This window comes from Nocardioides sp. Leaf374 (assembly GCF_916862475.1).
Classification (GTDB): domain Bacteria; phylum Actinomycetota; class Actinomycetes; order Propionibacteriales; family Nocardioidaceae; genus Nocardioides; species Nocardioides kribbensis.
Window position 1 is genome coordinate 64,245 of the sequence record NZ_CAKASO010000012.1, and the last position, 21,685, is coordinate 85,929.

The 21,685-nt window shown below is 73.2% G+C and carries 19 protein-coding genes and 1 tRNA gene; 6 read left to right on the top strand and 14 right to left on the bottom strand.

Annotated features, from left to right (window positions below):
* Positions 1 to 100 precede the first annotated feature (100 nt).
* The 3 genes from LPA27_RS08080 to LPA27_RS08090 are packed head-to-tail and all read left to right on the top strand — an operon-like array spanning position 101 to position 2,830.
* Positions 101 to 520, top strand: coding sequence for a hypothetical protein (locus LPA27_RS08080; protein WP_228942123.1), 420 nt, complete (start codon positions 101 to 103; stop codon positions 518 to 520).
* Positions 507 to 2,168: a sensor histidine kinase gene (locus LPA27_RS08085; RefSeq protein WP_228942124.1), complete on the top strand. Its 1,662-nt coding sequence runs from the start codon at positions 507 to 509 to the stop codon at positions 2,166 to 2,168. Before LPA27_RS08080 ends, LPA27_RS08085 begins: the two co-directional genes overlap by 14 nt.
* On the top strand, positions 2,153 to 2,830 hold the full coding sequence (locus LPA27_RS08090; RefSeq protein ID WP_056864264.1) for a response regulator transcription factor: 678 nt from the start codon (positions 2,153 to 2,155) through the stop codon (positions 2,828 to 2,830). Before LPA27_RS08085 ends, LPA27_RS08090 begins: the two co-directional genes overlap by 16 nt.
* Before the next feature lie 120 nt (positions 2,831 to 2,950).
* Here LPA27_RS08090 and LPA27_RS08095 read toward each other — a convergent pair whose 3' ends face one another.
* The 9 genes from LPA27_RS08095 to LPA27_RS08135 all read right to left on the bottom strand — a co-directional run bounded on the left by LPA27_RS08095 (position 2,951) and on the right by LPA27_RS08135 (position 12,766).
* A complete protein-coding gene (locus LPA27_RS08095) occupies positions 2,951 to 3,829 on the bottom strand; it encodes a serine/threonine-protein kinase (RefSeq protein ID WP_228942125.1) in 879 nt (292 codons plus the stop codon).
* 33 nt (positions 3,830 to 3,862) lie between these two features.
* Positions 3,863 to 4,255: a hypothetical protein gene (locus tag LPA27_RS08100; RefSeq protein WP_056903936.1), complete on the bottom strand. Its 393-nt coding sequence runs from the start codon at positions 4,253 to 4,255 to the stop codon at positions 3,863 to 3,865.
* Positions 4,256 to 4,435: 180 nt separating this feature from the next.
* Entirely contained in the window at positions 4,436 to 5,365 is a 930-nt protein-coding gene (locus LPA27_RS08105) for a lysophospholipid acyltransferase family protein (protein ID WP_228942126.1), read from the bottom strand.
* Between the two features lie 23 nt (positions 5,366 to 5,388).
* Positions 5,389 to 6,972, bottom strand: a complete 1,584-nt coding sequence (locus LPA27_RS08110; protein WP_228942127.1) for a lactate racemase domain-containing protein — start codon at positions 6,970 to 6,972, stop codon at positions 5,389 to 5,391.
* On the bottom strand, positions 6,972 to 8,198 hold the full coding sequence (locus tag LPA27_RS08115; protein ID WP_056904283.1) for a zinc-dependent alcohol dehydrogenase: 1,227 nt from the start codon (positions 8,196 to 8,198) through the stop codon (positions 6,972 to 6,974). Before LPA27_RS08115 ends, LPA27_RS08110 begins: the two co-directional genes overlap by 1 nt.
* Positions 8,198 to 10,525: an HAD-IB family hydrolase gene (locus tag LPA27_RS08120; RefSeq protein ID WP_228942128.1), complete on the bottom strand. Its 2,328-nt coding sequence runs from the start codon at positions 10,523 to 10,525 to the stop codon at positions 8,198 to 8,200. The genes LPA27_RS08115 and LPA27_RS08120 overlap by 1 nt, the downstream gene beginning before the upstream one ends.
* 194 nt (positions 10,526 to 10,719) lie before the next feature.
* Positions 10,720 to 11,121, bottom strand: a complete 402-nt coding sequence (locus LPA27_RS08125; RefSeq protein WP_228942129.1) for a hypothetical protein — start codon at positions 11,119 to 11,121, stop codon at positions 10,720 to 10,722.
* Entirely contained in the window at positions 11,118 to 12,503 is a 1,386-nt protein-coding gene (locus LPA27_RS08130) for a DUF4331 domain-containing protein (protein ID WP_056864257.1), read from the bottom strand. The genes LPA27_RS08125 and LPA27_RS08130 overlap by 4 nt, the downstream gene beginning before the upstream one ends.
* Positions 12,503 to 12,766: a hypothetical protein gene (locus tag LPA27_RS08135; RefSeq protein ID WP_056864256.1), complete on the bottom strand. Its 264-nt coding sequence runs from the start codon at positions 12,764 to 12,766 to the stop codon at positions 12,503 to 12,505. Before LPA27_RS08135 ends, LPA27_RS08130 begins: the two co-directional genes overlap by 1 nt.
* Before the next feature lie 184 nt (positions 12,767 to 12,950).
* On the opposite strand from LPA27_RS08135, the gene LPA27_RS08140 reads away from it, so the two are divergent.
* Positions 12,951 to 13,025 (top strand) — tRNA-Val (locus LPA27_RS08140).
* 42 nt (positions 13,026 to 13,067) lie between these two features.
* Here LPA27_RS08140 and LPA27_RS08145 read toward each other — a convergent pair.
* Entirely contained in the window at positions 13,068 to 13,703 is a 636-nt protein-coding gene (locus tag LPA27_RS08145; RefSeq protein WP_228942130.1) for an isochorismatase family protein, read from the bottom strand.
* Between the two features lie 101 nt (positions 13,704 to 13,804).
* On the opposite strand from LPA27_RS08145, the gene LPA27_RS08150 reads away from it, so the two are divergent.
* Positions 13,805 to 14,752, top strand: a complete 948-nt coding sequence (locus LPA27_RS08150; protein ID WP_056864254.1) for a GlxA family transcriptional regulator — start codon at positions 13,805 to 13,807, stop codon at positions 14,750 to 14,752.
* 33 nt (positions 14,753 to 14,785) lie between these two features.
* Here the strand turns inward: LPA27_RS08150 and LPA27_RS08155 are convergent, their stop codons facing one another.
* The 3 genes from LPA27_RS08155 to LPA27_RS08165 all read right to left on the bottom strand — a co-directional run bounded on the left by LPA27_RS08155 (position 14,786) and on the right by LPA27_RS08165 (position 17,547).
* Positions 14,786 to 15,292 (bottom strand): peroxiredoxin, encoded by a 507-nt coding sequence (locus LPA27_RS08155; RefSeq protein WP_228942131.1) that lies wholly within the window; start codon positions 15,290 to 15,292, stop codon positions 14,786 to 14,788.
* Positions 15,289 to 16,905, bottom strand: coding sequence for an AMP-binding protein (locus tag LPA27_RS08160; protein WP_228942132.1), 1,617 nt, complete (start codon positions 16,903 to 16,905; stop codon positions 15,289 to 15,291). The genes LPA27_RS08155 and LPA27_RS08160 overlap by 4 nt, the downstream gene beginning before the upstream one ends.
* 168 nt (positions 16,906 to 17,073) lie before the next feature.
* Entirely contained in the window at positions 17,074 to 17,547 is a 474-nt protein-coding gene (locus LPA27_RS08165; RefSeq protein WP_082500250.1) for a DUF3052 domain-containing protein, read from the bottom strand.
* A 209-nt stretch (positions 17,548 to 17,756) separates the two neighbouring features.
* Here LPA27_RS08165 and aceE point away from each other — a divergent pair, with 209 nt between their 5' ends.
* Complete coding sequence (aceE, locus tag LPA27_RS08170) at positions 17,757 to 20,582, top strand: pyruvate dehydrogenase (acetyl-transferring), homodimeric type (RefSeq protein WP_416383235.1); 2,826 nt, start codon at positions 17,757 to 17,759, stop codon at positions 20,580 to 20,582.
* 115 nt (positions 20,583 to 20,697) lie between these two features.
* Here the strand turns inward: aceE and LPA27_RS08175 are convergent, their stop codons facing one another.
* Positions 20,698 to 21,642, bottom strand: a complete 945-nt coding sequence (locus LPA27_RS08175; protein WP_056903931.1) for an alpha/beta fold hydrolase — start codon at positions 21,640 to 21,642, stop codon at positions 20,698 to 20,700.
* Positions 21,643 to 21,685: the final 43 nt, after the last annotated feature.

Sequence of the window (21,685 nt, forward strand, 5' to 3'; positions counted from 1 at the left end):
GCTGGTGCGGTGGCTGGTGCGGTGGCCGGGGTCGCGAGGATGAGAACCCTCTCATCGCGGTCTCACGCCCGACCCACGATGAGGCAGGATCGTCCTCGTCATGAACATCGTGTGGAAGGTCGTCGTCGCCCTGGCGCTGCTGCTGCCCGTGGGCGGCTACGTCGCGGGCTCCCTGGCCGCCAACTCCAGTGACGGCCCGGCTCCCCGCGACCCGGTCGTGATCTCCCCGGCGGCCTCGCCCGACACCGAGCCCGCCCGCGCCGCCGGCGACGACCGCGGCGGCGAGCGGTCCGACGACGAGCGCTCCGACGACCGGTCGGACGACCGCGGCGACGACTCCGACGAGCGCGGGGACGACTCCGGTGGCGTCGACGTGGTCGCGCCGCGGCCCGGCGAGGTCGACGACGACAGCGGCCCCGGCAGCGACGACGGGGACGACGACGGGGACGACGACGGGGACGACGACACCGACGACGGCGGGGACGACGGGGACGACGACGGCGGGGATGACGACGACTGACGCGCCCCGCACCGCTCCCGACGCCCGACCACGCCGGTCGGGCGTCTCGGTGCGTGTGCGCATCACCGCCACCGTGGCCCTGCTCGTCGCGCTCGCGCTGACCGGCGCCGGCTTCATCGTCTACGCCATCGAGAGCCAGCGCCTCGACCGGCAGTCGGCCGAGGAGGTCGACCAGGAGCTCGACGAGTTCGCCCGTCTCGTCGCCGACGGCCGCGACCCCGAGACCGGTGAGGCCTTCCCCGCGATCCGCCCGCTCATCGACCTCTTCATGGGCCGCAACGTCCCCGACGACGACGAGCTGCTGGTGGGCTGGATCGGTGACGGCCCCAAGGTGAGCTTCCCCGAGGACGCCCTGGTCTACGACCCCGGCTTCCGCGCGGCCACCGCTCCCCTGGTCACCGGCGGCGGGTCGACCACCCTCGACACCGCGCAGGGCGAGGTGCTCATCGCCTCCCAGCCGATCACGCTGGCCGGCTCCGACGCGGTGGCCCCCGACGCCAGCGGGCCCTCGACCGGCGCCCTGGTCGTCGTGGTCTACCTCGACGAGGACCGCGCCGAGCTGCTCGACACCATGCGCACCTACGGCATCGTGGCGCTGCTGTCGCTGCTCGCGGTCATCGCCTTCGCCTTCTGGCAGTCGGGCCGGCTGCTGGCGCCGTTGCGCACCCTGCGGCTGACCGCCGAGGAGATCGGCGACACCGACCTGTCGCGGCGCGTGCCCGTGCGCGGCAACGACGACATCACCGCACTCACCCTCACCGTCAACGGCATGCTCGACCGGCTCGAGGACTCCTTCGCGGGCCAGCGACGCTTCCTCGACGACGCCGGCCACGAGCTCAAGACGCCGCTCACCGTGCTCCGCGGCCACCTCGAGCTCCTCGACGTCGGCTCCCGCGAGGACGTCGAGGAGACCAAGGGCCTGCTGCTCGACGAGGTCGACCGCATGGCGCGCCTGGTCGGGGAGCTGATCCTGCTGGCCAAGAGCGACCGGCCCGACTTCGTCACCACCGGCCCGGTCCAGCTCGGCCGGCTCACCGAGGACCTGCTGTCCAAGGCCAGCGCCCTCGGTGAGCGTGCCTGGCGCCTCGACGCCGCGGCCGAGGTCGAGGTCGACCTCGACGAGCAGCGCGTCACCCAGGCGGTGCTCCAGCTGGCCGACAACGCGGTCAAGCACACCCGCCCGGGCGCGGAGGTCGCGCTGGGCTCGTCGTACGACGGGCGCGAGGTGCGGCTGTGGGTGCGCGACACCGGGCCCGGTGTGCCCGCCGGCGACCGCGAGCTGGTCTTCACCCGCTTCGGGCGCAGCGCCGTGCCCGAGGGCGACGAGGGCTTCGGGCTGGGCCTGTCGATCGTGGCCGCCATCGCGGAGGGCCACGGCGGACGCGTCGAGCTCGACGACGCCGAGCCGCACGGCGCGCGCTTCACCCTCGTCCTGCCCTCGCGCTCCCACGGCGCCCCCGACGTCACCGCGACCCGGACGCTGCCCGCCCTGCGGGCCGTGACCGGGCCCGACAGCACCCGCGGGCAGACCGACCCCGACCGCACCACCGGCACCACCACGGGCACCACGACCGGCACCGACACCAGCACCGACACCGACACCCGGCCCGTGAGGGCCCTCCAGGAGGACTCGTGGCCCGCATCCTGATCGTCGAGGACGAGGCGCGCATCGCGTCGTTCGTGGCGAAGGGTCTCAAGGCCGACGGCCACCAGGCGACCGTCGTGGGCGACGGCCCCGGCGGGCTCGACCACGCCCTGAGCGGCGACTACGAGCTCATGGTGCTCGACATCGGCCTGCCCGGCATGGACGGCTTCGAGGTGCTCGACCAGCTGCGCTCCCAGGGATCGCGGATGCCGGTCATCGTGCTCACCGCGCGCGACTCGGTGGGCGACACCGTGACCGCGTTGGAGAACGGCGCCGACGACTACATGCCCAAGCCCTTCCGCTTCGCCGAGCTCCAGGCGCGCATCCGGCTGCGCCTGCGCCAGGCCCCCGGCAACGAGGGCGGCGGGGGCCGCTCGGGCGACGTGGTCGAGGCCGGCGGGGTGGCGCTCGACGTGCGCACGCGCCGGGCCACCGTCGACGGGCGCCAGGTCGACCTCTCGGCGCGCGAGTTCACCCTCGCCGAGATCTTCATGCTCAACGCCGGCCAGGTGCTCTCGCGCGAGCAGCTGCTCGACCACGTGTGGGGCTTCGACTTCGACCCCGGCTCCAACGTGGTCGACGTCTACGTCGGCTACCTGCGCAAGAAGTTCGGCGCCCCCACGATCGAGACCGTCCGGGGCATGGGCTACCGCTTCGTGCCCTGAGCCGGGCCGGCCCCCGCACGACGAGAACCGCGGCGGGGGCCCGGGGACAGGGGCCTCCCGCCGCGGCGCGGTGGAGGGGGGATGCGGAGGATCGTGCGGACAGGGCGGGTACGCCGGGTCTCAGCGCACCTTCCAGCCCGCGAGCCGGGCCCGCGGCTGGGCGGCGAGCACCGGCTCGAGGGCCTCGGCCACCTCGTGGGGCAGCGGACGGTCCTCGGGCCGCTTCTCGAGGCCGGCGTAGACGATCTTGGCCACGTCGGCCGGCACGGCGTCGGGGAGCCGGTAGGGGTCCTGGGACACCTGCGGGTAGCGCACCCGCACGTCGTCGGAGGCCAGGTCCCCGTCGTCGAAGGCGCGGTAGCCGGCCACGGCCTCGAAGAGGGTCGCGGCCAGCCCCCAGACGTCGCTGGCGTGCCCGGGGGTGCCGGTGCGGGGCGGGTCGGCCTGCTCGGGGGCGAGGTAGGCGTCGGTGCCGATCACGTGGTCGAGGGTCTCGGCCGCGGCCAGCGGGCGCGCCACCGAGAGGTCGATCAGGCGCGCGGGTGCGCCCATGATGATGTTGCTCGGCTTCACGTCGAGGTGGGTCCAGCCGAGGTGGCGCAGGTAGTGCAGCGCCGAGGCGACCTCGATGCCGAGCGGCAGGTACTGCTGCGGCTGGAGCGGGCCGTAGCGGCGTACGAGTGAGGACAGGCGGGGCCCGTCGAGGTGCTCGAGCACCAGGTGGGGCCGCTCCCCCTCCAGCTCGTGGCGCAGGCCGCGGACGACGGCGGGGTGGTTGACGACGGCCAGCGCCTCGACCTCACGGCGCAGGCCGCGGATGCTCGAGCGGTCCTCGACCTTGGCCGGCCGGACGATCTTCACCACCACCGGGGCGTAGGTGATCTCGTCGAAGGCCAGGTAGGCCTCGTAGGACGACCCGCCACCGAGCAGCCGCATCGCGGTCAGCTCGCGGGTGATCGGGTCGCCCTCGCCCAGGCCCCAGGTGCTCGGCTTGCTCATCTCGTCCCCTCCGTCGTCCGCGTGCCCGGACCGTCAGCCGCGGGTGTCGTTGCGCGAGGCGTCGTTGGTCTGGTTGGCCGAGAAGTCGCGGGTGCGGTCGCCGCCGTCGCGCGTGAAGTCCTTGGTCTTGTCGCTGCGCGAGACGTCGCGGTCGCGGCTGGCCTTGGTGAAGTTGCTGTTGGTGCCGTCGTTGGTCGACTTGCTGGCGCCGGTGTTGGTGTTGGTGTTGTCGCCGTTGGTGTCGTCGTCGCGGTTGCCGGTGTCGTCGTCATCGTCGTCGTCGACGCTCATGACGACGTCGGCGGTGTCCTCGTCACGCTTGGCGAAGGCGTCGTCGGCGTTGGCGATCGGGGCCTGGAAGGCCAGCAGGCCGCCGGTGAGGGCCGAGGCCAGGGTGAGCGAGCCGAGGGTGGCGATCTTCTTCATGGTGCTTCCTCTCGTGGGTCCACCGGGTGGTCCGGCGGGTGATGAGGAAGACTCTGGCGGCCGGGGGTGAGGCCCCCATGAGGCTCGGATGAGGGCACTCTCATCCACGACGGGCCGCAGGGGTGAGGCGCACCCTCCCGGCGCCGGGTCGGCGCCGGGTCGGCGCCGGGTCAGCGCGGGTCAGCGACGCCACACGGCCAGGCGCCGCGACGAGGTCGGCTCGGCCGGCGGGGGGTCGGTCTGGGCCCAGACCCGCCGCCACGTGGCCACCTCGGGACCCGAGGGGTCGGGGGTCTCGCCGCGGGCGGCGCGCCCCCGGGCCTCCCACCAGGTGGTGGTCTCCTCGTCGAGCAGCGCGGCCACGGCGTCGCGCACCCTCGGCGCGAAGTCGCGCACCGACTCGCCCTCGCGCGCACGCAGCGGCTCGCCGAAGCGCACGGTCAGCTGGCGGCGGCCGCGGCCGGGCCACCCCTGGCCGCGCGGCATCGCCGCGAAGGTGCCCCGGTGGGCCACCGGCACGACGGGCACGCCGTGCTCGTGGGCCAGCCAGGCCGCGCCCATCCGGAAGCCCGACATCCAGCCGTCGGTCGACCGGGTGCCCTCGGGGTAGATGACCAGGCTCCAGCCGTCGGCGAGCACCTCGCCGGGCGTCGCGGTGAGCGTGCCGCCGCGCCGGTCGATCGGGAAGGTGTTGAACAGCAGCGAGGAGCCCACCGCGCGCCACCAGGTGTCGAAGAAGTAGTCGGCCGCGGCGGCCACCGCCGTGCGCCGACGCCACGCGTCGGGCAGCGAGAGCAGGATGAGCGGGGTGTCGAGGTGGGAGGCGTGGTTGGCCACGAAGATCACCGGGCCCTCGACCCGCTCGAGCACGTCGAGGCCCTCCACGCGCGTGCGCACCTGGCTGCGGAAGAGCGGCTCCAGCCCGCCGCGCTGCGCCACCTCGCGGGCGGCCACGGCCGAGGGCCGGCGCGACCAGTCGGAGGGGAACACACGCGAGCGCGCCGCGGGCACGTAGGGCTCGGCCGAGCGCGGCACCTGCGCCCGCCTCCCCCAGCGCCAGCCGCGCGCCGTGCGGCGTACGTCGTCGACACCCTCGCTGACGAAACCCATCGCTGCCTCCCTCGCCCCGCTGCTCAGACCCGCACGTCGGCGACGAGGTGGGGCGGGTTGTGGAGGTAGGTGATCGACGGGCTCGAGCCCACCGAGCCCGACACCATCTCGAGGGCGTCGGCCAGCGTCGAGGCGGCGCGGAAGCCCAGCCGCGCGGCGACCCGGCGGTCGCCACCGACCCAGACGACGTCGCCGACGTGGTCCATCGCGTGCGCCGCCCAGTACCACATGTAGAACGGGTGGACGCCGTGGTAGGCGTGCGAGGTGCGGTAGAGGTGGCGGTACCAGTCGTCCTCGGCGAACTGCCGCTCGTACTTCTCCGAGAGCACCACGGGATCGGTCGTCTCGGAGAGCACCTCCTCGTAGAAGTCGACGTAGGAGGGATGGTGCAGCTGGTTGAAGCCCTCGTCGAGGGGGTGGTAGAGGATGACCGCGCCGCCGCGGCGGACCACCGGGTGGTTGCGGTAGGAGTTGAAGTAGTAGCCCAGACCCATGCACGTGGCGAGCACGGGGTTCATCGAGCTGCCGACGTTGTAGGGGCCCAGGAACGGCACCCCGAGCACGAGCACGTCGGAGGCCCCGTCGACCTCCACCAGCTGCTGGCGGTGCACCCGCTCCAGGGTCTTCTCGTGGACCTCCTCGACCTCGCCGGCGGCGATGCCGGTCAGGCCGTAGGGCGCACGCAGGTCGTGGAAGATCTTGTGCCGCAGCTTCGCGGGGGCCAGCGCCAGGCCGCGGCGGGCCGCGAGCATCGAGGCCTGGTCGCGCAGCGACCACTCCCACTCACGCTTCATGAGGAAGTCGAAGGGCGCTGGGAAGACCTGGTTGTCCAGCGTGGTCTCGATCTGGAAGACCGCCACGTGCTCCTTGATCACCCGCCCGATGCGCCACGCCGAGTGGTGCATCGCCGACTTCTTGTGGTCCATGAAGGAGCGCGAGTGCACCATCGTGCGTGGGTTGTGGTGGTGGCGCAGCGAGCGGTAGGAGGCCAGGCCGATGCCGACCGACTTGTGCCCTCCGTCCATGGCCACGAGGTTGACGTTGACGTAGACCAGCAGGTCGGACTCCGCGGCCCGCTTGCTGATCTCGATGTCCTCGCCCTCGTCGGTGGTGCCGAGGTGGGTGAGGTTGTCGCGGTCCTCGGCGTCGAAGTTGTAGAGCTTGCCCTGGGGGTGGAAGGAGCGAAAGACGCGCTCGCCGACGATGTGGCGCAGCTCCGCGGTCGTCATCCGGCGGTGCAGGGCGTTGGCGGCGATGATCTCGACGTCGTCGACGCCGGCCTCCGCGGCCAGGGTGAGCACCTGCTCGATCACCCGCTGGCGGATGTCGGGGGCGCGCATCGGGGGCAGCGGCAGCGAGACGTCGTCGAAGGCGAGGGTCAGCCGCATGCCCGGGAAGAGGCGCTCGGGCAGCGGGTCGGAGCCCAGCGGGTGGAGCAGGGCGTCGGTGATCGCGGCCTCGACGTCGCGCACGGCCGGCAGCGACTCGGGCGGGTAGACCACGCGCGTGCCCTGCGGGAAGTCCTCGAGCCGGAAGCCGAGGCCCTCGTGCACGAGGAGCGGAGGCGTGCGGTCGTCGACCTCCAGGACGAATCCGGGACGGGGCACTAGTCGGTTCTCCTCGGGTCGAAGGCCACCTTGACCGTGCCGAGACGGCCGGCGGCGTGGGCGTGGTCGAGAGCTTCTCGCCAGCGGTGGAGCGGGTAGGTCGCGACCGACCCGGCGATGCGGGCGACGGCGTCGTGGGCGGCGAGGTCGGCGGCGAGGTCGAACGCCGCGCGGCCGGCCCGCGCACCGCCCTCGGCCCCGTGCAGGGGCTCGCGGGCGGCCGAGGCGTAGGTGCCGACCAGCTCCAGCTCGCGGAACCACGCCGCCGACAGGTCGGCCGCGGCGGGCATGCCCGAGAGCACGACCCGCCCGCCGGCGCGGGTGGACTGCAGCGCCGTCTCGAGCGAGCCGCGGGAGCCGACCGCGTCGATCGCCACGTCGACGCCGCCGAGCAGGTAGGGCGCGTGCAGCTGCGGGCTGACCTGGAAGGCCCCCGTCGTACGCCGCACCCGGCGCAGCACCTCGCGGGGCGCGACCACGTCGGTGGCTCCCAGCGCCAGGGCCAGCTCGCGCTGGTGGGGGTGCTTGGCCACGACCGTGACGTGCCCGGCGGGCGTGAGCTCGCGCAGGGCGAGCGTGGCGAAGAGCCCGACCGCGCCGGCGCCGCTGACCAGCACCCGGTCGCCGGAGGACACGCCGGCGCGCAGCGCGGTGTGGACCGCGCAGGCCAGCGGCTCGAGCAGCAGTGCCTGGTGGTCGTCGAGACCCTCGGCCACGGGGTGCAGCTGGCTGCGGTGGGCCACCAGCTGCTGGCCCCAGCCGCCGCCGGTGTCGCGGCAAAAGCCGGTCTGCAGCCCGGGCGCGAGGTGGCCGACGGTGATGCGCGAGCAGCGGTTGGTCGCGCCCACCCGGCAGGCCTCGCACGGCTCGACGCCCCGGGTGGCGCAGGCCAGGACCGGGTCGAGCACCACGCGCGTGCCGGCGGGCAGGTCCTCGCAGTCGTCGAGCAGCTCGGCGACGACCTCGTGACCGGGCACGAACGGCAACGAGGACACCGCGGAGAAGTAGAGGCTCGTGCGCCCCGAGAGCGCGCCGAGGTCGGAGCCGCAGATGCCGGAGACGCGGGTGCGGAGCCGGGCCCAGCCGGGGCGGTCCACACGCGGCGCCTCGCGGGTGACCAGTCGCAGCGGGGCGGCGAAGCCCGACAGCAGTCCGGGCACGCGTCCACCGACCGCGCGGCCGGCCACGTGGCGCGGCAGCGAGCGGAACATCTCCAGCGCGAGCATCACCGGCGGCCTCCCGCGGGATTGAGCGAGCGACCGGCCGAGGCGGGGCTGGCCCAGTCGACGATGCTCCAGCCCTGACGACGCGCGTGGCGGTAGAGCGGGACGTCGGGCCGCACGGCGACGGGGTTGCCGACGGCGGCCAGCAGCGGCAGGTCGGAGTGGGAGTCGGCGTAGGCGTAGGAGGCCGCCAGGTCGACGTCGTGCTGGGCGGCCCACGCCTGCATGAAGGCGGCGCGCGACTCCCCCACCAGCGGGGAGGACGCGAGGTGGCCGGTGCAGCGGCCCTGGTCGTCGACCACGAGGTCGACGGCCTCGACGTGGTCGAAGAGCGGCGCGAGCGGGCGGGTGAGCGGACGCACGGCCCCGGTGATGAGGACCGTGCGGTGACCCGCACGGCGGTGCTCGCGGATCCGGCGCGCCGCCTCGGGCGAGAGCCGGGCCAGCACGTGGTCGGTGAGCAGCTCGTCGGCGACCCGGTCGAGGGCGGCGCGGTCGGCGCCCTCGTAGTCGCGGTAGACCGCGCGCAGGAAGTCCCCGCGCTGGCGTCGCTCGGCGCGCAGCAGGCCGGGCACCCGGCCGAGCACGCGGCCCAGCTCCCCGGCGCGCTCTCCGGCCGAGAGCTCCTGCAGGCGCATCCACAGGTAGGTCTCGACCACGTTGGAGGACAGCAGCGTGCCGTCCATGTCGAAGAACGCCGCGACCCCCGGGGTGCCTGCTCCCTCCGCAGCCGGCACGGGGCGCAGGCCGCCGGCGCGCGCCGGGGTGGTCCGGGCGCGGCGGGCACGGATCTCGTCGAGGCGTCGGATCGGGGCCGTCACCGCGGGGCAGTGGATGTCCTCGACGTAGACCCGCCAGTCGACGGCGGCGGTGTCGAAGGCGAACCGCTCCTGGTCGGCCGCCGACAGGGAGAGCCGCAGCGCGGTGGTGCGCTCGTCGGAGAAGCGCAGGTCGGCCTGGGCGTACTCCTGGTAGAGGTCGAGGTAGCGCCGCAGGAACTCCAGGCGCTGCCTCTGCTGCTCCAGCCGGCGGGCCAGGTCGCGGGTGCGGTCGCTGCGCGGGGCGCGACCCACGACCGACTCCGCGACGCGGTGGGCGCGCTCGCTGGTGGTCAGCAGCCGCTCGACGGCCGAGGCCCCGGGGAAGCGCCAGTCGGGCAGCGGGCTCGCGCCCCGCGACCCGGCCTGGAAGGGGTGGGCGTCGAAGTAGGCGCGCACGTGCTCGTAGAGCCGGCGGAAGGTGAGCGGGTTGCGGTGGCCCGAGGAGACGTGGAACCAGGCCGGCTCCCCCGCGGCCGGCGGGTGCGCCAGCACCGCGACCAGGGTCGCCACCACGTGGTCGACGGGCACGATGTCGACGATGGTGTCGGCCGCGGCGGGGAACTCCGGGAGCTCTCCGCGGCCGTAGGCGAGGATCAGCGGCTCGGCCATCTTGAAGCCCTCGATCCAGCCCGGGTGGGGGCTGGCGAGCGCCGACTCGATGATGCTGGGTCGCACCACCGACACCGGGTGGGTGCGGGCGTGCTGCTCCACGACGTGCTCGCCGAGGGCCTTGGTGAAGGTGTAGCAGTCGGTCCAGCCCAGGCTGCGGGCCCGCTCGCTGCCCACGCGGACCAGCTCGTCCTTGACCCACTGGCGCCGCGCCGCCTCGCTGGCCGCGGCCGCCGTGAGCAGCCCCGCGCGCCCGTGCTCGCGCTCGGCGCGCCGCCGCTGGGCCTCGAGCCGGTCGGCGTCGCGCGAGCGCCGCTCGAGCTCCCCGCGCTGGGCCAGCCCCCACGCCAGCTCGGCCTCGAGGTCGACGTCGTGGGCCACCGGCCCCTCGGGCACCGTGCCGCTGCGCCTGCCCGAGACGTAGGCGGTCGAGACGTGGACGTAGTGCACCGCACGGCCGTCGCCGCGCTCCTCGGCCTCGCGGAGCCGGGCGAGCAGGTCGCGCGTGCCGACGACGTTGGTGGTGAAGGCCGCGTCGACCGGCGGGTCGAAGGACACGTCGCCCGCGCAGTGGACGACCGCGTCGAGGTCGTCGGGCAGCGCGGGCACGTCGGAGAGGTCACCGGCCACGACACCGACGCGCGCGGCCAGCAGGGGCTCCACCCCGCCGGCGACCTTGACCGCCGGGGCGAAGACCGGCTTGCCCAGCAGCGTCGCGACCCTCGCGGCCGCGGACGTCGAGCCCTTGGGGCGCACGAGCACGCTGACCCGGACGTCGGGCACCTCGACCAGCAGCAGCCGCAGCAGGGCCTCGCCGACGAAGCCGGTGACCCCCGTCAGCAGGACGTGGCGACCGGCGAGGCGCTCGCCGACGCCCGGCCCGGATCCGGTTGCTGCCACGCTGCGTCCTCCGTCGCCGCTCGCCGTGCTGGTCTGTGGTTGGGTGCGGGGCCGATTGTGCCCCGTCCCACCGACACCCGTCGGCGGGGGTCCACACCGTGGGGGCACACGACGACGGCCGCCCCGGGTGGACCGGGACGGCCGTCGTACGTCGTGCACGCGCCCGCACGGGCGCGGTGGTCGCGCAGGAGTGCTCAGGCTCCGGGCCACTCCGCGGTGGCGACGGACCCGCCGGGGACCTCGACGGTCAGGACGATGTCGGTCGTGTCCTTCACGTAGAGGTCGTAGGAGCCCCCGACGAGGTCGGGGTAGACCAGCGAGGGCACCGAGCCCCCGCCGGGCACCGGACGGGCGACGACCGCGACGTGCGGGTGCCTCCCGTGGCCGTGACCGTGGCCATGACCGTGGTCGTGGTCGTGGTCGTGCGGGTGGTCGGCCGGCTCGTGGAAGTCGGCGCCGACCGGCTTGATCTCCACCTCCACGTCGAGCATCGACGCCGGCATGGTGACCACCAGGGCCCCGACGTCACCCCCGATGTCGAGCAGGACCGAGCCCTGCCCGGCGTGCGGGTTCTCGACCGACGCGGGGGTGGTCACGAGGCCTGCGTGGTGCCGGGCTCGGTCTGGTAGCCGCCGCCGGGCAGGCCCAGGAACGGGAACCGGTCGAGCAGCGGCGCGTTGGTGTTGCTGGTGCCGTCGGTGAGGGCACCGGCGGCCGCGTCGGGCTCGTAGGACGGGTCGACCAGCGGGATCGTGGCACCGGCCACGGCCCGCAGCTCGATGGCCACCACGTCGTCGCCGAGGCGACGGCCGTTGGGGAAGCCCGCGGCGTCGCCGGCCACGAGGCCGATCGGGTTCTCGTCGGCCGGAGCCGTCGGGGGCACCGCCACGTTGAGGCGCAGCATGTCGGCCTTGACCGGCCCGGTGTAGTTCTGGAAGCCGGGCACGACACCCTCGGGGATGCCGGTCAGCAGGATCGCGTCGAGGTCGGCGCGCGGCTTGTCGTAGGCCGCCAGGTTGGGGAAGACCCCCGGGTAGAGCGCCGGGAGCAGCCCCTGCAGCTCGGGCTTGGCGACGTACTTGGCGAAGCGCTTGTCGGCGGTGACCGGGCTGGCGTTCCAGTTGTCCTTCTCGGCCATCGGCACGATGACCTCGTTGAACAGCGGGTTGCCCAGGCGCGAGACCTGCTGCCACGGGCCCATGCCGGTGTACTTGCCCTGGTTGGCGTTCCACATCCGCGACTTGCGGCGGCTGGCGGTGGCCCACACGCCGATGACGGACTTGGGGTCCATCACGTCGTCGGGCTTGGAGCCGTCACGGGTCAGCTCGGTGATGTTCACCTGCAGCGCGATGGTGTGCACGTTGTAGGACTGCACCGAGTTGACACCGTTCATCTCCGGCATGGAGATGACGTGGGCCTCGTTGAAGGGGCGCAGGGCGCCGAGGTCGAAGATGCTGCCCAGGTCGACGTGGAAGGCGTCGGCACGCTGGCCCGCGAAGACCTTGCGGCCGTTGCCGAGGCGGTGGGTGGCCTGGTCGGCGAGGTCGCCGTAGTTGGGCGTGCTGCGCGGACCCACGTTGACCGGGGGCACGGGCAGGTTGCGCCCGATGACCTGCTTGCGACCGCCCTGCACCTTCATCACGGTGTAGAACTGCGGGCGGTTCCAGGCCTCGTCGGAGATGTCGGTGATCTGGCCGGTGTTGTAGAGGAACGTCTTGGGGTTGCGCACCTGGGTCCGGAAGCGGAACTGGTAGGTGATGTCGGGCTCCGACGTGCCCTTGTTGGAGACGTGGATCTCGTACTGCACGTCGTCGGCGAACTCGTAGAAGTTCGGGCCGCCGTTGGGCTGCTGCAGCGGGATGAAGTTCGCGATCAGGATGACCTTGTTCGGGTTCTCCGGGCTCACGAACGCGTAGGTGTCGGTGCCGTCGGCCGCGGGGTCCTTGGCGATCTCCGGTGCTTCGCGGTGCGACGACATCAGTTGCCCCCTGCTGCGTTGAGGATGCGGGTGACGAGGTCGCGGTCGCGGACCTCGATCTCGCGCTCGCCGACGAGGATCGTCAGTCGGTCGGAGCGGTGGTTCTCGACGTAGGCCACGACGGCCTCCTTCGCGGTGCCCGGACGCGGGCGGGCGGCCGCGGCGCTGCCGCCGGTCGCCAGGGTGACGCCGCCGGCCACGGCGGTCGCCGCGGTGCCGGCTCCGGCCGCGGCGATGAACTTCCTTCTGCTGGTGTCGCTCATGCGAAAGCCCCTCCATAGGGATCCAGTCGCCTCGTGTGAGGCAGGCCACTACGAGTTCGGAGCCCTCGCCGTGCCGGATGGCACCGGACCGGCACCAGTTCCGACCGGTCTGGTCCGGAGGGCGGCGACCGGCCGGCGCCGGTCTCGTCTAGTCTGTGCCCGCCTCGGTGCGACCGGGGCGCGGGGGCGTATAGCTCAGCGGTAGAGCAGCTCGCTTACAACGAGCAGGTCGGGGGTTCGATCCCCTCTGCGCCCACCAGTCCCGACCCGGTCCCCACCCGGTCACGGCCGGCCCGCGCGCTCAGCCGCCGAAGACCGCCCGGCCCCGTGTGGCCGACGTGCCGAGGTCGCTGACCGGCAGGGCCTCCCCCGCGGCGACGGCCGCGGCCCAGTCACCCGTCGTGGCCACGGCCGCGAGGTTGGAGTGCAGCAGCACCATCAGGGTGGCGTGCAGCTGCTCGGCCGAGACCTCGCCGGCCTCGTTGGCCAGGTGGATGGCGCCCGTGGCGTCGGAGAGGACCTCGGCCGTGAGGCCGAGCTCCTCGGCGCCGACGGCGGTGGCGAGGTCGCAGTTGTTGGTCATGTAGCCCACGATCGTCACGGTGTCGACGTCACGCTCGCCCAGCCAGGCGGCCACGTCGGTGCCGGCGAAGACGCTCGCCTTGTCCTTGGTGGCGCGCAGCCACGACGGGTCGAGCCGGCGCTCGACCTCAGGGTGCAGCGACCAGCTCCGACTGCCCACGGCGAAGACGGGCGCGCCCTCGGGCAGCTCGTGCTGCACGACGACGACCGGCAGGTCGGCCTCCGCGGCCGTGTCGAGGGCTGCGAGCACCTGGGAGAGGGTGCGGTCGCGCTCGGGGGCCTGGATCGCGAGCACCCCCTCGAAGTACTCCTTCTGCACGTCGACGACGACGAGGGCGCGGCGGGGGTGGGTCATGGTCTCTCCTCGGTGCTGCGGGGGCGAAGGCTCCAGCGTCCCCCGAAGGTTGCGCTAGCGTGAGTGGCTCGACGGACCACCTTCGATGAGATCGGGCCAAGATGCGCATCGTCGTCCACGCCTTCGACGGCGTCACCCTCTTCCACCTCGCCACGCCGCTGCTGGTGTTCGGCGAGGTGGGCCGTCAGGGCCTGGCCCCGGGGTGGGACCCCGTGGTGTGGACAGCCGACGGCCGCGCGGTGCGCACGACCGAGGGCCTCCTCGTCGGCGGCGTCCACGGACCCGAGGTCGTCGAGGGCGCCGACCTGCTCGTGCTGCCGTCGTGGCCCACCGACCTGCCTCCGGCCGAGGAGGACCTGGTGCGGGCGGTCCGGGCGGTCACGGCGGGCGGCGGCACGGCCGTCGGCCTGTGCCTGGGGGCGTTCCCGGTCGTGGACAGCGGTGTGCTGGACGGCCGCGGCGCGGTCACGCACTGGGGCGCGGCGGCGCAGCTCGCGCGCCGGCGCCCCAACGTGGCCGTCGAGGCGGCAGCGCTCTACCTCGACCACGGCGACGTGCTGACCTCGGCGGGCACCGCGTCGGCGATCGACGCCTGCCTCCACGTCGTGCGGACCCGCCTCGGCGCGGTCGCCGCGGCCACGGTGGCGCGTCACCTGGTCGTCGCCCCCCACCGCGAGGGCGACCAGGCGCAGTACGTCGAGCGACCGGTGCCGCGCGCGGACGACACCGGGCACGTCGGGCCCACCATGGACTGGGCCCTGGCGCACCTCGACCGCCCCCTGGGCGTCGAGGAGCTGGCCGCGCACGCCCGGATGAGCCGACGCACCTTCACGCGTCGCTTCGCCGAGGCCACCGGCACCACCCCCGCGCGCTGGGTGCTCGCCCGCCGCCTCGAGGAGTCGCGCCGGCTGCTGGAGACCACCACCCTCCCGGTCGCGCGGGTCGCCGCGACGTGCGGCTTCGCCAGCGCGGTGACCTTCCGGCAGAACTTCGCGAGCGCCTACGCGACGACGCCCACGTCGTACCGCAAGCGCTTCGCGGTCACCTGAGCCGGCGGCCCGGGCCTCCGCCCGCGGGACCGCTCAGGCCAGGGCCTGCAGCTGGCGCACGTGCTCGTCGAGGTCGCGGCCCTCGGGGTTGGCGTTGTGCACCGCCCACCGCACCAGGCCCTCCTTGTCGACGACGTAGGAGGAGCGGCGGGGGCAGCCCTTGCGCTCGTCGAAGACGTCGTAGGCCTTCGTGACCTCGCCGTGGGGCCAGAAGTCGGAGAGCAGCGGGAAGTTCAGCCCGTCGGCGTCGGCGAAGGCGCGCAGCGCGTAGGTCGGGTCGCAGGAGATGGCCAGGACCTCGCTGTCGAAGGTCATGAACTCCGCGAGCCGGTCGCGCACCCCGGCCATCTCGCCGGTGCACACCCCGGAGAAGGCGAAGGGGTAGAAGAGGATGGCCACCGCCTTGGTGCCGCGGTAGGACGACAGCGTGACGTCCTGGCCGAACTGGTCGCGCAGCGTGAAGTCGGGCGCCGGGCCCCCGAGCCGCAGGCCCGGGGCCCCACCCGCCGACGGGGACGCCGACGTCGCGGTCGCGCTCATGCGTCCCGCTTCGCCAGGTCGCGCTTGAGGACCTTGCCGGTGGAGTTGCGCGGCAGCTCGTCGAGCAGCACGATCTCGCGGGGCACCTTGTAGCGGGCCAGGTTCTGCTTCACCCAGCCCTTGAGGTCGTCCTCGCTGACCGAGGAGTCGTCGACCACCACGAAGGCCTTGAGCCGCTTGCCGAAGTCGTCGTCGTCGACCCCGACGGCCGCCGCCTCGACCACGTGCTCGTGGCGGGCCAGGCAGTCCTCGACCTCCTTGGGGAAGACGTTCTCGCCGCCGGAGACGATCATCTCGTCGTCACGGCCCTCGACGTAGAGCCGGCCGTCCTCGCCGAAGCGCCCCACGTCGCCGGTCGACATCAGCCCGTCGACGACCTCCTTGTGGCCGCCGCCGGTGTAGCCCTCGAAGAGCAGCCCGTTGCCCACGAAGATCCGCCCGGCCTCGCCGGCGGGCAGCTCGCGGCCCTGCTCGTCGAGGATCTTCACGACCGTGGCGTACGGCGGGTGGCCGGCCGACGACGGGGCCGCGCGCAGGTCGCGCGGGCCGGCGATGGAGGCGTAGGCGACCTCGGTGGAGCCGTAGGTGCTGTAGAGGTTGTCGCCGAAGCGGTCCATCCACGTCACCGCCAGGTCGCCGGGCAGCGCCGAGCCCGACGAGGCCACGACCTCGAGGCGGGTCAGGTCGTGGCGCTCGAGCACCTCCTCGGGCAGGGCGAGGATGCGCTGCAGCATGACCGGGATGACCACGAAGGAGTCGCACTCCTCGGCCGCGAGCAGCTCGAGGCTGGCCTCGGGGTCGAAGCGGCGGGTGAGCACGAGGGTGGAGCCGAGCAGCATGGCCAGGGCCATGTGGGCGAAGCCCCACGTGTGGAAGAGGGGCGCGGCGACGTGGGTGCGCCAGCCCTGCTTGAGCGGGATGCCCGAGAGCAGCGCGACCGCGGCGTCGACGCCGGCCTCGCTGCGCGGAGCGCCCTTGGGCGTGCCGGTGGTGCCGGAGGTCAGGATGATCGTGCGGCCGTGGCGCTCGGGGGCCGTGAGGTCGCCGTCGTCGTGGGCCGCGACGAGGGACTCCACGGTCGGCTGCCCGGGCTCGGAGCCCTGCTCGGTCCAGGCCAGCACGGTGTGGGCGACGTCGGCCGCCGCGACCATCTCGGCGAACTCCTCGTCGTGGACCAGCACGGTGGGCCGGTCGCGCTCCAGGACCTCCACGAGCTGCGGTCCGGCGAAGGCGGTGTTGAGGTAGATCGCGTCACCGCCGAGCTTGGCGACGGCGATGCTGGCGTCGAGGAAGTAGCGGTGGTTGCGGCACATGATCGCGACGCCGTCGCCCTCGCCCACGCCCAGGTCGGCCAGCGCTCGCGCAAGGGCGTTGGAGCGACGGTGCAGCTGCTCCCACGTCAGGGAGCCGATCTCGTCGACCAGCCCGGTCGCGTGGGGGTCGCGGATCGCCAGCGAGGCGAAGCCCCCCGCAGGCCCCGGGCCCCACTGCGTGAGCGTCCTGGCCAGCCGGGCCAGCACCACCGGCGAGTAGGGCTTGATGACCCCGGCACGACCGAGGACCTTCACCGACATGCCGGCCGAGGAGACACCGGTCATGATCTTCTGGAGCACGGGGCGTTCCTGTCTGGCCGTCCACAGGCGACCTGGGCATCCGGCCGCGGGAGCCGGTCGGGGCGGTGCCGCCCCGGTGAGCGGACCGTACGACGCGTCGCGCGCCGCCGGTTCACCCACCAGGACGACTCGGTCGTGCGAGGACGCCGGGGGTGGCCGGCGGCCCGCTCAGGCGGGGGTCTTCGGCGCGACGAGCCGCGTCGCGGCCCAGTCCTTGCTCACCGCCGCGGTCGTGGTCTGGGCCAGGCCCGCGATGGGCGCGGCCTCGGCGATGTCGGCGGCGTCGACCGAGCCCGGACGTCCGACCTTCGGCGTGAGCAGCCAGATGGAGCCGCCGCCGACCAGGTCGGTGAGGGAGTCGACGAGCCCGTCGACGAGGTCGCCGTCGTCGGCGCGCCACCACAGCACGACGGCGTCGACCACGTTGCCGTGGTCGCCGTCGACCATGTCGGCGTCGATGGTGTCCTCGATGGAGACCCGGAGGTCGTCGTCGGTGTCGTTGTCCCAGCCGAGCTCCTGGATGACCATGCCCGCGCTGAAGCCGAGCCGTGCCGCCGGAGTGTCGGCAGTGGTGCCGTCGTCGGTCGTGGTCCCGGTCGTGGGGCCTGTCTGGGTGGACCCGCCACCCGCGGTCGAGCTCACTGAGTCCTCCAGTCTGTGGGCTCCGGGGCCGTCGGTCCGGCCACGGATGAGGAGTAGTCCAGCGGAGTGCGGGCCCGCGCGCAAGCCAGTGACCAGGGTGAGGACGTCGGCGGTCCGGTCAACGGACGTCCCGTGACGCTCAGCGAACCCTTTTCCGGCGTACTCGCGGGTAGATTTCGCCGGTCGGGACGGCGTGCCACGATGAGCGAGTGACCGATGACTCATCCACCCCGTCCGGCACCTCCTCGACCGGTCCCGCCACCGCGGGCACCGCACGTGCGGGCTCGGCCCGCGCCGTGATCCACGAGGGCCTGCCCACCCAGCTGCCCGACATCGATCCGGACGAGACCCACGACTGGATCGACTCCTTCGACTCCATGGTCGACGAGCGCGGCCGCGAGCGCGCGCGCTACGTCATGCTCCGGCTGCTGGAGCGCGCCCGGGAGATGAACGTCGGCGTGCCCGCCCTGCGCAGCACCGACTACATCAACACCATCCCGCCGGAGCGCGAGCCCTGGTTCCCCGGCGACGAGGAGGCCGAGCGGCGCATCCGCGCCTTCATCCGGTGGAACGCCGCGGTGATGGTCTCCAGCGCCAACCGCAAGGGCCTGGAGGTCGGCGGCCACATCGCCACCTACCAGTCCTCGGCGAGCCTCTACGAGGTCGGCTTCAACCACTTCTTCCAGGGCAAGGACGCCCCCGGCGGCGGCGACCAGATCTACATCCAGGGTCACGCCTCCCCCGGCATCTACTCGCGTGCCTACCTCGAGGGCCGGCTCAGCGAGCAGCAGCTCTACCGCTTCCGCCAGGAGGTGCAGCACGGCACGGGCCAGGGCCTGCCCTCCTACCCGCACCCGCGCCTCATGCCGGACTTCTGGGAGTTCCCGACGGTCTCGATGGGTCTGACCGGCATCAACTCGATCTACCAGGCGCGCTTCAACCGCTACCTGCAGAACCGCGGCATCAAGGACACCGACAACCAGCACGTGTGGGCCTTCCTCGGCGACGGCGAGATGGCCGAGCCCGAGTCGCTGGGCGCGATCCGCGTCGCGGCCCGCGAGGAGCTCGACAACCTCACCTGGGTCATCAACTGCAACCTCCAGCAGCTCGACGGACCGGTGACCGGCAACGGCAAGATCATCCAGGAGCTCGAGGCCAACTTCCGCGGCGCCGGCTGGAACGTCATCAAGGTCGTCTGGGGCCGCGAGTGGGACCAGCTGCTGGCCCGCGACGTCGACGGCGTCCTGGTCAACAAGATGAACGCCACCCCCGACGGCGACTTCCAGACCTACTCGGTCGAGGACGGCGGCTACGTCCGCGAGAGCTTCTTCGGCGGCGACCCGCGCCTGCGGGCCATGGTCGAGCACATGAGCGACCAGCAGATCCAGAAGCTCCCGCGCGGCGGCCACGACTACCGCAAGGTCTACGCCGCCTTCGACGCCGCCAAGAAGCACGTGGGCCAGCCCACCGTGATCCTGGCCAAGACCATCAAGGGCTGGACGATCGACGCCCTCGAGGGCAAGAACGCCACGCACCAGATGAAGAAGCTGACCCCCGAGGACCTCAAGAAGTTCCGCGACCGGCTCTACCTGCCGATCTCCGACCGCGACCTCGAGCGCTCCTACGAGGAGACCGGCGCCGCGCCGTTCTTCCACCCCGGCGAGAAGTCCCCCGAGATCGACTACATGATGGAGCGCCGCCGCCAGCTCGGCGGCTCGGTGCCGCGCCGCGTGCTGCGGGCCGAGCCGCTCACCCTGCCGGCCGACAAGGTCTACGCCGACCTCAAGAAGGGCTCGGGCAAGAACTCGGTGGCCTCGACCATGGCCGTCGTCCGCCTGCTCAAGGACTGGATGAAGGACCCCGAGATCGGCAAGCGGATCGTGCCGATCGCGCCCGACGAGTACCGCACCTTCGGCATGGACGCGATGTTCCCCAGCGCCAAGGTCTACAACCCCGGCGGTCAGCGCTACGAGTCGGTCGACCGCAAGTTGTTGCTCTCCTACAAGGAGTCGACGCAGGGCCAGATGCTCCACGAGGGCATCTCGGAGGCCGGCGCGATGGCCTCGGCCACCGCAGCGGGCTCGGCCTACTCCACGCACGGCGAGCACATGATCCCGTTCTACATCTTCTACTCGATGTTCGGCTTCCAGCGCACCGGCGACTCGATCTGGGCCATGGCCGACCAGCTCGCCCGGGGCTTCCTCGTCGGCGCCACGGCCGGTCGCACCACGCTGACCGGCGAGGGCCTGCAGCACGCCGACGGACACTCGCCGCTGCTCGCCACCACCAACCCGGCGATCAAGCACTACGACCCGGCGTTCGCCTACGAGATCAGCCACATCATGCAGACCGGGCTGGAGCAGATGTACGGCTCCACCGAGGAGCACCCCGACGGCGAGAACGTCATCTACTACCTCACCGTCTACAACGAGCCGGTCCCGCAGCCGGCCGAGCCCGAGGACGTCGACGTCGAGGGCATCCTCAGGGGCATCCACAAGGTGTCCACCGGCGAGGGAGACGGACCCCGCGTGCAGCTGCTCGCCTCCGGCGTCGGCTTCCCGTGGGCCCAGGAGGCCGCGCGGATCCTGCGCGAGGACTGGGGGGTCGTGGCCGACACGTGGTCGGTGACCTCGTGGAACGAGCTGGCCCGCGACGCCGTCGCCTCCGAGCAGTGGAACCTCATGCACCCCGGCGAGCCGCAGCGCACGGCGTACGTCGCCGACAAGCTGGCCGGGTCGCAGGGCCCGTTCCTGGCCGTCTCGGACTTCATGGCCGCGGTGCCGCTGCAGATCGCGCGCTGGGTGCCCGGCGACTACTGCGTGCTCGGCGCCGACGGGTTCGGCTTCGCCGACACCCGGCCCGCCGCGCGCCGCTTCTTCAACATCGACGCCGAGTCGGTGGTGGTGCGCACGCTGCAGGCGCTGGCCGACGCGGGCGAGATCGACCCGGCACAGGTCGAGAAGGCCTTCGCGCAGTACCGCATCGACGACCCGACCGCGGTCGCCGGACGCAAGCAGGAGGGCGGCGACGCCTGAGCGTCACCGCACCAGCACGGCACGCGAGGGGCGTGCGGGCCTCGGCCCGCACGCCCCTCGCGGCGTCGTCGGCACCGCTCCGGCCCGGCACGCGCCGCCGCGGCCCTGCGCGGCCTCAGGCCGTGGCGACGACGTGCACCGGGCTGACCGGCGCGGCGGGGCCGTTGGCGAGCAGCCGCCGCCACCGGGCCCGGCTGTAGACCGCGGGCCGGGTCGTGCGCACGAAGTCGTCGAGGATCGCGGCGAACCGCTCGGGGTGGTCCTTGTGGGGGAAGTGCCCCGCCCCCGCGATCACCTCCACGCTGGCCTTGGGCGCCAGCGACGCGGCGTTGTCGGCGTGGCTGACCGGGATCACCCGGTCGTGGCTGCCCCAGACCACGCTCATCGGCATGGCCTCGGTGAGGTAGGCCCGGTCGGCCATCGTGACGAGCTGGCCGCGCCAGTCGACGACCGCACGCACGACCTGGCGGATCGCGGCCCGAGCGCGCGGGTCCTTGAAGGAGTCGTAGATGTCGGCGACCTCGGCGAGGTCGCTCGTGCCGGGCAGCGGCGCCGCGGCCAGCGTGCGCATGCCGGCGACGCCCACGTGGCGCACGCCGGGCAGCGTGAGCACACCCATCAGCTGGTGGAAGCCGGGCGTCGTGATGGCGCGGATCGCCGGCGAGACCTCGGGCCCGAGACCCCCGGAGGCGACCAGCATCATCCGCTCGGTGCGCTCGGGGAACTGGTAGGCGAACTGCATCGCCACGCCGCCGCCGAAGCTGTGGCCGACCACCGTCACCTTGTCGATGCCCAGCACCGTGAGCAGGTCGCGCATGCCGTTGGCGTAGCCACCCACGGAGTAGTCGGCGCGCGGCTTGTCGGAGGCGCCGTGACCCAGCAGGTCGGGCGCCAGCACGGTGTAGCGCTCGGCCAGGGTGTCGATGACCGGGGACCACGTGGTGTGGTCGCAGCCCAGACCGTGCAGCAGCAGGACGACCGGCCCGCTGCCGACCTTGACGAAGGCGCGGCGGTGGCCGTGGATGGTGAGGTGCTGGACCTCGTGGTGCGGTGCCGTCACGCGGGGCCTCCCGGGGCTGCGACGTTGTGCGGGATTCAACCAG

Excerpts from the sequence above, each read along its gene's own strand:
- LPA27_RS08080 (WP_228942123.1), top strand. The coding sequence starts at position 101 with ATGAACATCGTGTGGAAGGTCGTCGTCGCCCTGGCGCTGCTGCTGCCC.
- LPA27_RS08085 (WP_228942124.1), top strand. The coding sequence starts at position 507 with ATGACGACGACTGACGCGCCCCGCACCGCTCCCGACGCCCGACCACGC.
- LPA27_RS08095 (WP_228942125.1), bottom strand. The coding sequence starts at position 3,829 with ATGAGCAAGCCGAGCACCTGGGGCCTGGGCGAGGGCGACCCGATCACC.
- LPA27_RS08100 (WP_056903936.1), bottom strand. The coding sequence starts at position 4,255 with ATGAAGAAGATCGCCACCCTCGGCTCGCTCACCCTGGCCTCGGCCCTC.
- LPA27_RS08105 (WP_228942126.1), bottom strand. The coding sequence starts at position 5,365 with ATGGGTTTCGTCAGCGAGGGTGTCGACGACGTACGCCGCACGGCGCGC.
- LPA27_RS08115 (WP_056904283.1), bottom strand. The coding sequence starts at position 8,198 with ATGCTCGCGCTGGAGATGTTCCGCTCGCTGCCGCGCCACGTGGCCGGC.
- LPA27_RS08130 (WP_056864257.1), bottom strand. The coding sequence starts at position 12,503 with ATGTCGTCGCACCGCGAAGCACCGGAGATCGCCAAGGACCCCGCGGCC.
- LPA27_RS08135 (WP_056864256.1), bottom strand. The coding sequence starts at position 12,766 with ATGAGCGACACCAGCAGAAGGAAGTTCATCGCCGCGGCCGGAGCCGGC.
- LPA27_RS08145 (WP_228942130.1), bottom strand. The coding sequence starts at position 13,703 with ATGACCCACCCCCGCCGCGCCCTCGTCGTCGTCGACGTGCAGAAGGAG.
- LPA27_RS08150 (WP_056864254.1), top strand. The coding sequence starts at position 13,805 with ATGCGCATCGTCGTCCACGCCTTCGACGGCGTCACCCTCTTCCACCTC.
- LPA27_RS08155 (WP_228942131.1), bottom strand. The coding sequence starts at position 15,292 with ATGAGCGCGACCGCGACGTCGGCGTCCCCGTCGGCGGGTGGGGCCCCG.